General features: G+C 54.3%; 10 protein-coding genes. All 10 read left to right on the top strand.

Annotated elements, in window-relative coordinates:
* Positions 1–114 precede the first annotated feature (114 nt).
* A complete protein-coding gene (gene lgt / locus C2U41_RS17150; RefSeq protein ID WP_003033987.1) occupies positions 115–990 on the top strand; it encodes a prolipoprotein diacylglyceryl transferase in 876 nt (291 codons plus the stop codon).
* 6 nt (positions 991–996) lie between these two features.
* Entirely contained in the window at positions 997–1791 is a 795-nt protein-coding gene (gene thyA, locus C2U41_RS17145) for a thymidylate synthase (RefSeq protein WP_003033990.1), read from the top strand.
* A gap of 183 nt (positions 1792–1974) precedes the next feature.
* On the top strand, positions 1975–2445 hold the full coding sequence (locus C2U41_RS17140) for a prepilin peptidase-dependent protein (RefSeq protein ID WP_003033993.1): 471 nt from the start codon (positions 1975–1977) through the stop codon (positions 2443–2445).
* Positions 2436–2999, top strand: coding sequence for a prepilin peptidase-dependent protein (locus C2U41_RS17135; protein ID WP_032937461.1), 564 nt, complete (start codon positions 2436–2438; stop codon positions 2997–2999). Before C2U41_RS17140 ends, C2U41_RS17135 begins: the two co-directional genes overlap by 10 nt.
* Positions 2996–3403, top strand: a complete 408-nt coding sequence (locus C2U41_RS17130) for a DUF2509 family protein (protein ID WP_032937462.1) — start codon at positions 2996–2998, stop codon at positions 3401–3403. Before C2U41_RS17135 ends, C2U41_RS17130 begins: the two co-directional genes overlap by 4 nt.
* A complete protein-coding gene (locus C2U41_RS17125; RefSeq protein WP_003846470.1) occupies positions 3388–3711 on the top strand; it encodes a prepilin-type N-terminal cleavage/methylation domain-containing protein in 324 nt (107 codons plus the stop codon). The genes C2U41_RS17130 and C2U41_RS17125 overlap by 16 nt, the downstream gene beginning before the upstream one ends.
* Before the next feature lie 12 nt (positions 3712–3723).
* Positions 3724–7092, top strand: a complete 3369-nt coding sequence (recC, locus tag C2U41_RS17120; RefSeq protein ID WP_032937463.1) for an exodeoxyribonuclease V subunit gamma — start codon at positions 3724–3726, stop codon at positions 7090–7092.
* Positions 7093–7271: 179 nt separating this feature from the next.
* A complete protein-coding gene (ptrA, locus tag C2U41_RS17115) occupies positions 7272–10160 on the top strand; it encodes a pitrilysin (RefSeq protein WP_048217192.1) in 2889 nt (962 codons plus the stop codon).
* Positions 10153–13698, top strand: a complete 3546-nt coding sequence (recB, locus tag C2U41_RS17110; protein ID WP_103848278.1) for an exodeoxyribonuclease V subunit beta — start codon at positions 10153–10155, stop codon at positions 13696–13698. The genes ptrA and recB overlap by 8 nt, the downstream gene beginning before the upstream one ends.
* Positions 13695–15524 carry an exodeoxyribonuclease V subunit alpha gene (gene recD, locus C2U41_RS17105; RefSeq protein WP_003846475.1) on the top strand — a complete coding sequence of 610 codons (1830 nt, stop codon included), beginning with the start codon at positions 13695–13697 and terminating at the stop codon, positions 15522–15524. Before recB ends, recD begins: the two co-directional genes overlap by 4 nt.
* Positions 15525–15645 lie beyond the last annotated feature (121 nt).

Raw genomic sequence — 15645 nt, 5'->3', positions numbered from 1 at the left:
TCCGCTTCTAACCCCTTGTGCTATCATTCGCACCTTTGGAGCGCCTGCATTATGCAGGCGCGCTTATCAATTGCTGTCTGACTTCAGCGAAATAACAAGAACTTGTGGTGACAGATGACCAGTAGCTATCTGCATTTTCCGGATTTCGATCCGGTCATTTTCTCAATCGGACCCGTCGCGCTTCACTGGTACGGCTTAATGTATTTGGTGGGGTTTATTTTTGCGATGTGGCTGGCGACGCGCCGCGCGAATCGCCCGGGCAGTGGCTGGACCAAAAATGAAGTAGAAAACTTACTGTATGCGGGCTTCCTCGGGGTTTTCCTCGGTGGGCGTATTGGTTACGTACTGTTCTATAACTTCGAGTTATTCCTCGATAATCCCCTGTATCTGTTCCGCGTCTGGGACGGCGGTATGTCCTTCCACGGTGGACTTATCGGTGTGATCCTGGTGATGATTATCTTCGCCAAACGCACCAAACGTTCGTTCTTCCAGGTTTCTGATTTCATTGCCCCGCTGATTCCGTTTGGCCTGGGTGCAGGGCGTCTGGGTAACTTTATCAATGGTGAGCTGTGGGGACGCGTTGACCCGAACTTCAAGTACGCCATGCTGTTCCCGGGCTCCCGTACCGAAGATATTTTACTACTGCAATCTAACCCGCAATGGCAGTCTATTTTTGATACCTACGGCTCGCTGCCGCGCCACGCCTCACAGCTTTATGAGATGGCGCTCGAGGGTGTTGTGCTGTTTATCATTCTCAACCTGTACATTCGTAAGCCGCGTCCAATGGGCTCGGTATCCGGTCTGTTCCTGATTGGTTATGGCGCGTTTCGTATTATCGTTGAATTCTTCCGCCAGCCGGATGCGCAGTTTACTGGCACCTGGGTACAGTACATCAGCATGGGGCAGATCCTCTCTATCCCGATGATTGTCGCAGGCATTATTATGATGGTTTGGGCGTACCGCCGCAGCCCACAGCAACACGTTTCCTGAGGAACCATGAAACAGTATTTAGAACTGATGCAAAAAGTGCTGGATGAAGGCACACAGAAAAACGACCGTACCGGAACCGGAACGCTTTCCATTTTTGGTCATCAGATGCGTTTTAATCTGCAGGAAGGGTTCCCGCTGGTTACGACGAAACGCTGCCATTTACGCTCGATCATTCATGAGCTGCTGTGGTTTTTGCAGGGCGACACTAACGTTGCCTATCTGCATGAAAACAACGTCTCAATCTGGGACGAATGGGCGGATGAAAACGGTAATTTAGGCCCGGTTTATGGTAAACAGTGGCGCGCGTGGCCTACGCCAGATGGTCGCCATATTGACCAGATCACCACCGTGTTAAACCAGCTTAAAAATGACCCGGACTCTCGCCGCATTATCGTTTCTGCATGGAACGTCGGTGAGCTGGATAAAATGGCGCTGGCACCGTGCCATGCGTTCTTCCAGTTTTACGTCGCGGATGGCAAGCTCTCCTGTCAGCTGTATCAGCGTTCGTGCGATGTGTTCCTCGGCCTGCCGTTTAACATTGCCAGCTACGCTTTGCTGGTACACATGATGGCGCAGCAGTGTGATCTGGAAGTGGGTGATTTTGTCTGGACCGGTGGCGACACGCACCTGTACAGCAATCATATGGATCAAACGCATCTGCAGCTTAGCCGTGAACCTCGCGCGTTGCCGAAACTGGTTATTAAACGTAAGCCTGAATCTATCTTTGACTATCGCTTCGAAGACTTTGAAATTGAAGGCTACGATCCGCACCCGGGTATTAAAGCGCCGGTGGCTATCTAACCAGCTTCATGCTGACACAACCGACGCCCGTGAGCGTCGGTTTTTTTTGTCTAAAATCACGTTCTTCGGCGAACATTCCTGAAATAGTGCAACGGTCTGCAACGCGACAAATATTTCCTGTAGCTCGCCGTAGAAACCGAATTTCCCGCTCGTTATTCATTTTCCTCACGCCATACTGGCGACATGAAAAAACAACAAGGTTACACGCTTCTCGAAACCCTGATTGCGATGCTGATCGTCGCGGCGCTTGGTGCATCTGGGCTGTATGGTTGGCAGCGCTGGCAGCAACAACAGCGGCTGTGGCAGACCGCCTGCCAGGTGCGGGACTACCTGCTGCAACTGCGTGAAGATGCTAACTGGCGTAATCGTGATCACGTCATCAACGTACTCCGCGAAGGGGGGACATGGTGTCTGGCAAGCTCAGCGACATCACAAGCTTCGTGTCAGCCTGTTTCACCGTTGATATTTGCGCCACTCTGGGCTGATGTCGAAATGGCAGATATCACGCCTTCACTGGCTTTTTTTGGACTGCGCAATACGGCATGGGCCGGACATATACGCCTGAAAAATGCGGCAGGGGAATGGCGCGTGGTGGTGTCTGGCTGGGGGCGAATCAGGCTTTGTGAGCGCGATGAGGCCAGATTATGTCAGTAAACGAACGGGGATTTTCACTGCTGGAGGTGCTCATTGCCATGGCGATTAGCAGTATTTTATTACTTAGCTCGGCACGATTTTTACCGGCGCTACAGCGAGAGATTCTGCGTAACACGCGCCAGTTAGCGCTGGAAGATGAAATATGGCAGCGGGCCTACACCGTGGCGAAGCATCTTCAACGGGCGGGGTATTGCCGGGGAAACTGTGTCGGAGAGGGACTGGTGATATCGGCTAAGGGGGACTGTGTCATTGCACGCTGGGATGCCAACGGCAACGGCGTTTGGGAGAGCAGTTCCGCGAAAGAGGCTGATGCTATCGGGTTTCGTTTACAGGACAAGGTATTGGAAACCCTGCGTGGAGCCACCGGCTGCACTGGAAAAGGATGGGAGAAAATGACCGATCAGACTACCATCCAGATTGAGGCATTCCAGGTTGAACGGCTGAATTTTAGCGGATATTCCCCGCTTCTTACGCTGCGTTTGCGTGGAGTGAGCAATGACGAACCACAAAAAGTTGTTGAAGCGGTCTACAGCGTTACGGGATTCAACCTGTGAACCGTGAGCGAGGCGTATCCTCTCTGGCAATGGTCCTGTTGCTGCTGGTGCTCGGTAGTCTGCTGCTGGAAGGCGTTAGCAGACAGGAGGCTAGTTTTGCTGCGCGTGTGGTCACACAAAGTCAGGCGCTGCAGCGTCAGGCGGTAGTGCAATCCGCGATGGAATGGGGGCGTATACAACCCTGGCGCTTACAACCCGTCGTACAGTGTCGGCGCGATCCCACGCAGAATGCCGCGGTTTGCCTGCGCCTGCTTACCAATAATTTCGTGCTGCTAATCGCCCACTATGAAGGAGTATTTTTATGGCGTCAGGGGGCGGTTATTGATGGCAACATAGAATTCTCGGCGCATGGCTGGAGCGATTTTTGTCCGCTTAAGGAGCAGACGTTATGCCAGATCCCCTGAACAGTCAGCGTGGCTTTAGTCTGCCGGAAGTGATGCTGGCAATGGTACTGATGATCATGATTGTGACCGCGTTGTCAGGATACCAGCGGGTGCTAATGAACAGCTTTATTATCAGAAACCAGTATCAACAACTCTGGCGTCACGCCTGGCAGCAAAGCCAGCTGTACCAGTTTTCATCGCCTGTGAACTGGCAGGTTAACCGAATGCAGACAACGAGAGCGGGATGTGTCAGCATCAACGTCATAATTTCTTCACCCCTCGGCAGGCAGGGTCAGATGACGCGTCTGCATTGCCCGAATCGTCAGTAGTCAGGAGTCGCTATGTTAAGGGTCTACCACTCCAACCGTCTGGATGTGCTGGAAGCGTTAATGGAGTTTATCGTTGAGCGCGAGCGGCTGGACGACCCCTTTGAGCCTGAGATGATCCTGGTTCAAAGTACCGGTATGGCGCAGTGGTTACAAATGACTCTTGCACAGAAGTTTAGTATTGCCGCCAATATCGATTTTCCGCTGCCCGCGAGTTTTATCTGGGATATGTTTGTGCGCGTGCTGCCGGATATCCCGAAAGAGAGCGCGTTCAGCAAACAGAGCATGAGCTGGAAGTTGATGACGCTGTTGCCGCAATTACTGGATGGCGATGACTTTGCATTGCTGCGCCACTATCTGACGGACGACACCGATAAACGTAAGCTTTTTCAGCTTTCCTCGCGCGCGGCTGACCTTTTCGACCAGTATTTAGTCTACCGCCCTGACTGGTTGACCCAGTGGGAAGCGGGGCGACTGGTTGAGGGACTCGGCGAGTCTCAGGCCTGGCAGGCACCGTTGTGGAAAGCGCTGGTGGAATACACCGCGGAGTTGGGCCAGCCGCGTTGGCATCGTGCCAATTTATACCAACGATTTATTCAGACGTTGGAAAACGCGTCCGAGTGCCCGCAGGGACTGCCTTCTCGCGTCTTTATTTGCGGCATTTCGGCGCTGCCGCCGGTTTATTTGCAGGCATTGCAAGCGCTGGGTAAGCACATCGATATTCATCTGCTGTTTACCAACCCTTGTCGCTACTACTGGGGAGATATTAAAGATCCTGCCTGGCTGGCGAAGCTTATGGCGCGTCAGCGTCGGCACAGCTTTGAAGAACGGCACCTGCCGCTGTTTCGTGATAACCAGAAAGCCGAAGGATTATTTAACAGCGATGGGGAACAGGATGTGGGCAACCCGATGCTGGCCTCGTGGGGCAAGCTGGGGCGTGATTACATTTATTTGCTTTCGGAGCTGGAAAATAGTCAGGAACTGGATGCGTTTGTCGACATTACGCCTGACAACCTTTTGCATAATATTCAATCGGATATTCTGGAACTCGAAAGCCATGCCGTGGCGGGCGTCACGCTGGAAGAATATTCCCGTAGTGACAATAAACGCCGGCTTGATCTGAACGATACCAGCGTGACTTTCCATGTCTGCCATAGCCCACAGCGCGAGGTGGAAATTCTGCATGACCGGCTGTTGGCCATGCTGGAAGCGGACCCAACGCTGACGCCGCGCGATATTATCGTGATGGTGGCGGACATCGACAGCTACAGCCCATTCATTCAGTCGGTCTTTGGCAGTGCACCAGCCGAGCGTTACTTACCTTATGCGATTTCCGACCGTCGGGCACGCCAGTCCCATCCCGTCTTACAGGCTTTTATTAGTCTGCTGTCTCTACCGGATAGCCGTTTTGTCTCAGAGGATGTCCTGGCGTTACTGGATGTCCCCGTGCTGGCGGCGCGTTTCAACATTGATGAAGAAGGGTTGCGCTATCTTCGCTTATGGGTCAATGAATCCGGGATTCGTTGGGGAATTGACGACGATAACGTGCGTGAACTGGAACTTCCGCCTACAGGTCAGCATACCTGGCAATTTGGTTTAACGCGTATGCTGCTCGGCTACGCGATGGAAAGCGCGCAGGGCGAGTGGCAATCGGTATTGCCTTACGATGAGTCCAGCGGTTTGATTGCCGAGCTGGTAGGACATCTGGCCTCGTTGCTGATGCAGCTTAATCTCTGGCGTAGAGGGTTAGCGCAGGAACGACCGCTGGAAGAGTGGCTACCTGTTTGTCGGGAAATGCTTAATGATTTCTTCCTGCCGGACGCGGATACCGAAGCGGCGATGACGCTGATTGAACAGCAGTGGCAGGCTATTATCACCGAAGGTTTAGGGGCCGAGTACGGCGATGCTATACCGCTCTCTCTGTTACGTGATGAGCTGGCCCAGCGCCTTGATCAGGAACGCATCAGCCAGCGCTTCCTGGCGGGTCCCGTTAACATTTGTACGCTGATGCCGATGCGCTCCATTCCGTTCAAAGTGGTGTGCCTGCTGGGTATGAACGATGGCGTTTATCCACGCCAGCTTGCGCCGCTGGGCTTTGATTTAATGAGTCAAAAACCGATGCGGGGCGATCGCAGCCGTCGTGATGATGACCGCTATCTGTTCCTCGAAGCATTGATTTCGGCACAGCAGACGCTCTACATCAGCTACATTGGCCGCTCGATTCAGGATAACAGCGAGCGCTTCCCGTCGGTGCTGGTGCAAGAACTGATGGACTACATTGGGCAAAGCCATTATCTGCCGGGTGACGAATTGTTGACCTGCGATCAAAGCGAGACAAGGGTAAAAGCGCACATTACCCGTTTGCATACCCGTATGCCCTTTGATGCGCAAAATTATCTCCCGGGCGAACAGCAAAGCTATGCCCGGGAATGGCTACCTGCGGCGAGCCTGTCAGGAAAAGCGCACACGGATTTTGTGCAGCCTCTTCCTTTTGAAATGCCAGAAACACTGACGCTGGAAACACTGCAGCGATTTTGGGCACATCCGGTACGCGCCTTTTTCCAGATGCGTTTGAGGGTCAACTTCCGCTCTGAAGAGAGTGAGATCCCGGACACGGAGCCTTTCACCCTTGAAGGATTAACCCGCTATCAGCTTAATCAGCAATTGCTTAATACACTGGTTGAAGAGAACGACGCTGAACGACTGTTCCGCCGTTTTCGCGCGGCGGGCACGCTACCCTATGGGCCGTTTGGCGAAATTCTGTGGGATACGCAGCGTCAGGAGATGCAGTCGCTTGCTGAGCGTATTATCGCCTGTCGTCAGCCCTGTCAGAGCATGGAAATCGATCTTAACTGTAACGGCGTACAAATCACCGGTTGGTTGCCGCAGGTACAAGAGGACGGTTTGTTGCGCTGGCGCCCATCTTTGATCAGCATTGCGCAGGGCGTGCAACTTTGGCTGGAACATCTTGTCTATTGTGCGAGTGGCGGTACGGGAGAGAGCCGATTATTCCTGCGTAAAGACGGGGAATGGCGTTTTCCGCCGCTGGATGCAGAACAGGCGTTGCTATATCTGTCGCAACTCATTGAGGGGTATCGGGAAGGCATGTCGTCACCATTGCTGGTATTGCCCGAAAGCGGCGGTGCATGGATAAAAACCTGTTATGACGCCGCAAATGATGCCATGTTAGATGACGATGCAACGTTGCAAAAAGCGCGCAGTAAGTTTCTGCAAGCCTATGAAGGCAACATGATAATACGTGGCGAAGGTGATGATATCTGGTATCAGCGTCTTTGGCGTCAACTGGATGCTGATACGCTGGAGACTATTGTTTTACAGTCTCAACGCTACCTGTTACCGATTTTTCGCTTCAATCAGTCATGATGGTTGTATAAAAATTGCGCAATTCGATAGCTTCCACTATGATGCGCATTCTGTCACGGACTGATTCTTACAAAGAGAAGATGCTGGCTCGTTCAGCACATAGTCTTGCCCTGTTCAGACCATGTATTTATGCGTGGTTTGTAGTGAACAGGTGAATACGTTAATGATGAGGTTTGTGAATGCCCCGCAGCACCTGGTTCAGCGCATTACTGTTGTTCGTCGCCCTTTGGGTTCCCGTAAGTCAGGCAGATACCGGTTGGCAGCCTTTAGCTGAAACCATCCGTAAAAGCGAGAAAGATACCCGTCAGTATCAGGCCGTGCGCCTTGATAACGGCATGGTTGTGCTGCTGGTATCCGATCCTCAGGCCGTGAAATCCCTTTCTGCACTGGTAGTCCCCGTGGGCTCGCTGGAAGATCCGGACGATCATCAGGGGCTGGCGCACTATCTCGAACACATGTGCCTGATGGGCTCGAAAAAATACCCGCAGCCGGACAGCCTGGCTGAATTTCTGAAAATGCACGGCGGTAGCCACAATGCCAGCACTGCGCCTTATCGTACGGCCTTCTATCTTGAAGTCGAAAACGACGCGTTGGTGGGGGCGGTGGATCGCCTGGCGGATGCTATTGCCGATCCATTGTTGGATAAAAAATATGCCGACCGTGAGCGTAACGCGGTTAACTCCGAGCTGACGCTGGCGCGTACCCGAGACGGGATGCGTATGGCGCAGGTGAGCGCTGAGACTATCAACCCGGCGCACCCTGGCTCGCGTTTCTCTGGCGGGAATCTAGAGACATTAAGCGACAAACCGGGCAACCCGGTGGTACAGGCGTTACAAAAATTTCATGAAAAGTACTACTCCGCGAACCTGATGAAGGCGGTGATTTATAGCAATAAACCGCTGCCAGAGCTGGCGCGGATAGCGGCTGACACCTTTGGGCGCGTGCCGAACAGAAATATCGAAAAGCCTGAAATTACCGTACCGGTCGTCACTGATGCGCAAAAGGGCATCATCATCCACTATGTTCCGGCAATGCCGCGTAAAGTATTGCGCGTCGAGTTTCGTATCGATAACAACAGCGCGCAGTTCCGCAGTAAAACCGATGAGCTGGTGACCTACCTGATTGGCAATCGTAGTCCGGGCACATTGTCTGACTGGCTGCAAAAGCAGGGCCTGGTTGAAGGTATTCGCGCAGACTCCGATCCGGTGGTCAACGGGAACAGCGGCGTGTTAGCCATTTCCGCGACGTTAACCGACAAGGGGCTGGCGAATCGCGATGAAGTTGTCGCGGCAATCTTTAGCTACCTCAATTTGTTACGCGAGAAAGGCGTCGATAAACGCTATTTTGACGAGCTGGCGCATGTGCTGGATCTCGATTTCCGTTATCCCTCCATCACCCGTGATATGGACTACGTGGAATGGCTGGCTGATACCATGATCCGCGTTCCCGTCGAGCATACGCTGGATGCGGTGAATATTGCTGACCAGTACGATGCGAAAGCTGTTGAGCAACGTCTGGCAATGATGACGCCGCAGAATGCGCGTATCTGGTATATCAGTGCGAAAGAGCCGCATAATAAAACCGCTTATTTTGTCGATGCGCCTTACCAGGTGGATAAAATCAGCGACAAAACCTTTGCCGACTGGCAGCAAAAAGCACAGGGCATTGCGCTGTCGTTACCGGAGGTGAACCCCTACATTCCGGATGATTTCACGCTGATTAAGACGGATAAAAAATATGCTCATCCGGAGCTGATTGTTGATGAGCCGGATTTACGCGTGGTGTATGCCCCGAGCCAGTACTTTGCCAGCGAGCCGAAGGCTGACGTCAGCGTGATCCTGCGTAACCCGAAAGCCATGGACAGCGCCCGCAACCAGGTCTTATTCGCACTTAACGATTACCTGGCGGGGATTGCGCTCGATCAGTTAAGTAACCAGGCATCGGTAGGTGGAATTGGTTTCTCTACCAACGCTAACAATGGGTTGATGCTTAACGCCAACGGCTACACCCAACGTTTGCCGCAGCTTTTTCAGGCGCTGCTGAGCGGCTATTTCAGCTATACCTCAACGGATGAACAACTGGAACAGGCGAAATCCTGGTATGCCCAGATGATGGATTCCGCAGAAAAGGGTAAAGCCTACGATCAGGCTATTATGCCGGTGCAGATGCTTTCTCAGGTGCCTTATTTTTCACGTGATGAGCGCCGTCAGCTGCTGCCTTCCATCACCCTGAAAGAGGTGATGACCTACCGCGACGCTTTAAAAACCGGTGCGCGACCTGAATTCCTGGTCATTGGCAATATGAGCGAAGCTCAGACAACGAGCATGGCGCGGGATATCCAAAAACAGCTTGGTGCGAACGGGTCACAGTGGTGTCGCAACAAAGATGTGGTGGTGGACAAGAAGCAGTCCGTCATCTTTGAAAAAGCAGGCAGCAGCACGGATTCAGCACTGGCGGCGGTATTTGTGCCAACCGGATACGATGAATACACCAGTTCAGCCTACAGCGCCATGTTGGGGCAGATTGTTCAGCCGTGGTTCTACAATCAGCTGCGTACTGAAGAACAGTTAGGTTACGCCGTATTTGCTTTCCCGATGAGCGTTGGCCGTCAGTGGGGAATGGGGTTCTTGCTGCAAAGCAGTGATAAGCAGCCGTCTTACCTCTGGGAGCGTTATAAAGCGTTCTTCCCGACGGCGGAAGCGAAGCTGCGGGCGATGAAACCTGAAGAGTTCGCGCAAATTCAGCAGGCGATTATTGCGCAAATGCTGCAGGCGCCGCAAACGCTGGGGGCAGAAGCCTCACAGTTAAGCAAAGATTTTGATCGCGGCAATATGCGCTTCGATTCACGTGATAAAATAGTGGCTCAGATTAAACTGCTGACGCCGCAAAAACTTGCCGACTTCTTCCATCAGGCGGTGGTTGAGCCGCAAGGCATGGCGATATTGTCACAGGTTTCCGGCAGTCAGAACGGGCAAGCAGAATATGTGCACCCGGAAGGCTGGAAAGTGTGGCAGACCGTCAGCGCGTTGCAGCAAACCTTACCCCTGATGAGTGATAAGAATGAATGATGCCGCTGAGTCCCTTGATCCACTGCGTTTGCCCCTGACGGGCGAGCGTCTGATTGAAGCCTCTGCGGGCACCGGTAAAACCTTTACCATCGCCGCCCTGTATTTACGTTTACTGCTTGGACTGGGCGGCTCTGCCGCCTTTCCTCGTCCTCTGACCGTCGAAGAACTGCTGGTAGTCACCTTCACTGAGGCGGCTACCGAAGAGTTGCGCGGTCGAATTCGTAGCAACATTCATGAACTGCGAATTGCCTGCCTGCGTGAAACCACCGACAACCCGCTATATGCCCGTTTGTTAGATGAAATTGCCGATAAAAAACAGGCTGCTCAGTGGCTGTTATTGGCTGAAAGACAGATGGATGAAGCGGCGGTGTTTACCATCCACGGTTTTTGTCAGCGTATGCTCAGCCTTAACGCCTTTGAGTCTGGCATGCTGTTCGAACAGCAGCTGATAGAGGATGAATCGCTGCTGCGCTATCAGGCCTGCGCGGACTTCTGGCGTCGGCACTGCTACCCGTTGCCCCGCGACATTGCGCAGGTGGTTTTTGAAACGTGGAAAGGGCCGCAGGCGCTGCTGAGAGATATCGATCGCTATCTGCAAGGGGAAGCACCGGTTATCAAGGCTCCTCCGCCCGATGACGAAACGCTGGCCTCCCGGCATGAACAAATTCTTGCACGCATTAACCAGATCAAGCAGCAATGGCGTGATTCTGTTGATGAGCTGGATGGTCTGCTGGAAGCCTCCGGGATCGATCGGCGTAAATTTAATCGCGCTAACCAGGGTAAGTGGATCGAAAAGATCAGCGCATGGGCGCAGGAAGAAACCCAAAGCTATCAGTTGCCTGATGCGTTGGAGAAATTCTCCCAGCGCTTTTTAGAAGAGCGAACCAAAGCGGGCGGGATAACTCCTCAGCACCCGCTTTTCGTTGCTATTGATGAACTGCTTAGCGAACCGTTAACCCTGCGCGATCTGGTGATCACCCGGGCGCTGGCGGAGATCCGCGCGGCGGTTGCCGAGGAGAAACGCCGCCGCGGCGAGCTGGGTTTTGACGATATGCTCAGCCGTCTGGATGCAGCGTTGCGCAGTGAAAGCGGCGGTGCGCTGGCGACGGCTATTCGCACCCGTTTTCCGGTTGCCATGATCGATGAATTCCAGGATACCGATCCGCAGCAGTACCGTATTTTTCGTCGGATCTGGCAGCATCAGCCGGATACCGCACTTCTGCTGATTGGCGATCCAAAACAGGCGATTTACGCGTTTCGCGGCGCGGATATCTTCACCTATATGAAGGCGCGCAGCGAAGTCAGCGCACACTATACGCTTGATACCAACTGGCGTTCGGCCCCTGGCATGGTCAATAGCGTGAATACGCTTTTCAGCCAGATGGACGACGCCTTTATGTTCCGCGAAATCCCCTTCAGCCCGGTAAAATTCGCAGAAAAAAACCAGTCGCTTCAGTTTGTTTTACACGGTGAAACGCAGCCAGCCATGAGTATGTGGCTGATGGAAGGGGAAAGCTGTGGCGTCGGCGACTATCAGAACTACATGGCGCAGGTGTGCGCCACGCAAATTCGCGACTGGCTTAAGGCCGGACATTCTGGCGCTGCGCAACTGGTCAGTGGCAAAGCATCCAGCCCGGTACGCGCGTCGGACATCAGCGTACTGGTACGTAGCCGCCAGGAAGCGGCGCTGGTCCGCGATGCGCTGACGCAACTGGCCATTCCCTCCGTCTACCTCTCTAACCGTGACAGCGTATTTGAAACGCTGGAAGCGCAGGAGCTGCTGTGGGTGCTGCAGGCGGTGATGACGCCGGAGCGTGAGAACACGCTGCGTAGCGCGCTGGCGACCTCAATGATGGGGCTGAATGCGCAGGATCTTGAAGCGTTAAATAATGACGAAAATGCCTGGGATGCGGTGGTCGAGGAGTTCGATGGTTATCGTCAGATCTGGCATAAACGCGGCGTGATGCCGATGCTGCGCGCGCTGATGGCTGCCCGCCAGATTGCGGAGAACCTGCTGGCGACGGCGGGGGGCGAACGTCGACTGACCGACATTTTACATATCAGCGAACTGTTGCAGGAAGCGGGCTCGCAGCTGGAAAGCGAGCATGCGCTGGTGCGCTGGTTGTCCCAGCATATTCTTGAACCCGACAGCAATGCGTCCAGTCAGCAGCTCAGGCTCGAAAGCGACAAGCATTTGGTTAAAATCGTCACCATCCATAAATCGAAAGGGCTGGAATATCCGCTGGTCTGGCTGCCATTTATCACCAATTTCCGCGTCCAGGATCAGGCTTTCTACCACGATCGCAGCTCCTTTGAAGCGGTGCTGGATCTCAGCGATGCCGAGGAGAGCGTTGAGCTGGCAGAAGCGGAACGTCTGGCGGAAGACCTGCGTTTGCTGTATGTCGCGCTAACCCGTTCGGTATGGCACTGCAGCCTTGGCGTTGCGCCGTTGGTACGACGTCGGGGCGATAAAAAAGGGGATACCGATGTGCATCAGAGCGCCCTTGGTCGCCTGTTACAAAAAGGTGAGCCGATGGATGCCGCGGGTCTGCGTGGCGCGATTGAAGCGCTGTGCTGCGACGATATTGCCTGCCAGATTCCCGCGCAGCCTGACGGCGAACCCTGGCAGGTTGCGCAGTCTGTTAGCAATGAACTGAGTGCAAAAATACTGCAGCGTACGCCCGGCGACAGCTGGCGCGTGACCAGTTATTCCGGTCTGCAACAGCGTGGACATGGTATTGCGCAGGATCTGATCCCGCGATTGGATATCGATGCCGCAGGCGTCGGTGAGGTTATTGAAGAATCAGGACTCACACCGCATCAGTTCCCGCGCGGCGCTTCGCCGGGTACGTTCTTGCATAGCCTGTTTGAAAATCTCGATTTTACGCAACCGGTGGATCCGCATTGGGTCGAGGAGCAACTGGCGTTGGGCGGTTATGACGCGCACTGGACGCCGGTTTTGACCGAATGGCTGGACGCCATTTTGCAGGCACCTCTCAACGAGACGGGCGTGAGTTTGAGTCAGCTTTCCGCGCGAGAAAAACAGGTGGAGATGGAGTTTTATCTGCCGATTTCGCAGCCGCTGATGGCCAGCCAACTTGATGCGTTGATTCGCCAGTACGATCCGCTCTCGGCGGGGTGCCCTGCGTTGGACTTTATGCAGGTGCGCGGCATGCTAAAAGGCTTTATTGACCTGGTATTCCGCCATCAGGGGCGCTATTACCTGCTCGATTACAAATCGAACTGGCTGGGTGAAGACAGCTCCGCCTATACGCAGCAGGCGATGGCCTCTGCCATGCAGGCGCATCGCTACGACCTGCAATATCAACTTTATACCCTGGCGCTGCATCGCTACTTGCGCCATCGCATTGCTGATTACGATTATGAACGCCATTTTGGCGGCGTTATCTATCTCTTCCTGCGTGGCGTTGACCGTGAAAATCCGCAGCAGGGAATTTATGCGACCCGACCTGACGGAGAGTTGATCGCTTTGATGGACGAGTTGTTTGCCGGTGTGCCGCTGGAGGAGATGTCATGACAATCCAGAAACGATTACTGGAAGCCGTTGAGCAAAAGCAGCTCCGCCCTCTGGATGCCCAGTTCGCGCTGGCGGTTGCCGGAAATGATAACCCTGCCGTTGCGCTGGCAGCGGCGTTGCTCAGCCGTGAAGCAGGAGAAGGGCACGTCTGCTTACCGCTTTCGCGTCTATCCCGAAGTGAGGACGCCCATCCTCTGTTAAGCGCCTGGCTCGCTGAAGCGGGAGAGCCCGAAGACTGGGCGGAATGCCTGCTGGCCTCCGGGGCGGTAAGCCGTGGCGAGCAGCCCACACCGCTGGTGCTGTACGGCGATCGTTTGTATCTGAACCGGATGTGGCATAACGAACGCGCGGTGGCGCGCTTTTTCGGTGAAGTTAACTACGCCATTGAGGTGGATGAACAACGGCTGACCCACACGCTGGCAGCGCTGTTTCCGCCCGTTGAAGGCGTTAACTGGCAAAAAGTGGCCGCTGCTGTCGCGCTGACCCGTCGTATATCGGTGATCTCCGGTGGGCCGGGGACCGGAAAAACAACAACGGTGGCGAGGCTTCTGGCGGCGTTGATTCAGATGGCGGACGGTGAACGCTGTCGTATTCGTCTGGCGGCGCCCACGGGAAAAGCGGCAGCACGTCTGACCGCCTCGCTGGGCGCGGCGCTGCGAGAACTGCCGCTGACTGATGAGCAAAAGAAACGCATTCCCGATGATGCCAGTACGTTGCACCGCTTATTGGGCGCTCAGCCTGGTAGCCAACGCTTGCGGCATCATGCAGGAAACCCGCTGCATCTTGACGTGCTGGTAGTGGATGAAGCCTCGATGATCGATTTGCCGATGATGTCGCGCCTTATCGATGCGCTACCGCCACACGGGCGGGTGATTTTTCTGGGCGATCGCGACCAGCTCGCTTCTGTTGAAGCGGGGGCGGTACTGGGGGATATCTGTGCTTTCGTCGGTGATGGTTTTACCCCGGAGCGTGCCCGCCAGCTTAGTCGCCTGACTGAAACCACTATTCCGGCTGGTTCGGGAACTCAGGCGGCTGCTCTGCGCGACAGTTTGTGCCTGCTGCAAAAGAGCTACCGTTTCGGTAGCGATTCCGGGATCGGTCAGTTGGCTGCGGCGATTAATCGTGGTGACAAAGCCGCGATAAAAACGGTCTTCCAGCAGGGATTTAGCGACATCGAAAAACGCGCTCTGCACAGCAGCGAAGATTACGCTGCGATGCTGGAGGAAGCGCTAGCGGGTTATGGTCACTATCTGGATTTACTGCGCGAGCGCGCCGAGCCGGATGCTGTCATTCAGGCCTTCAATGAGTATCAGCTATTGTGTGCCCTGCGGGAAGGTCCGTTTGGCGTGGGTGGTTTGAATGAACGCATTGAGCAGGTGATGGTGCAAAAACGCAAAATTCACCGTTCGACGCATAGCCGCTGGTATGAAGGAAGGCCAGTGATGATCGCGCGCAATGAGAGTTCGCTGGGATTATTTAACGGTGATATTGGCATTGCCCTGGATCGTGGGCAGGGTCTGAGGGTGTGGTTTGCGCTGCCGGACGGTTCTATCAAATCGGTTCAGCCCAGCCGCTTGCCTGAACATGAAACCACCTGGGCAATGACGGTGCATAAATCGCAGGGATCTGAGTTTGACCACGCGGCGTTGATTTTACCCAACCAGCATTCACCTGTGGTGACTCGCGAACTGGTCTATACCGCCGTTACCCGCGCGCGCCGTCGTTTGTCGCTGTATGCCGATGAGCGGATATTGAGTGGCGCCATTGCCACCCGAACCGAACGCCGCAGCGGATTGTCGGCGTTGTTTAATGATGGCATGATGTAGGCCGGATAAGCGTCAGCGCCATCCGGCTGTGTGCCTGATGGCGACGCTATCGCGTCTGATCAGGCCTACGATCTGCATACCAAAGATGTGCCAGCGAATTTTATGCCGCATCCGGCAACCA

The organism is Citrobacter freundii complex sp. CFNIH4 (assembly GCF_002934505.1).
GTDB classification, from domain to species: Bacteria; Pseudomonadota; Gammaproteobacteria; order Enterobacterales; family Enterobacteriaceae; genus Citrobacter; species Citrobacter freundii.
This window is presented reverse-complemented; position numbering and strand designations above follow the sequence as displayed.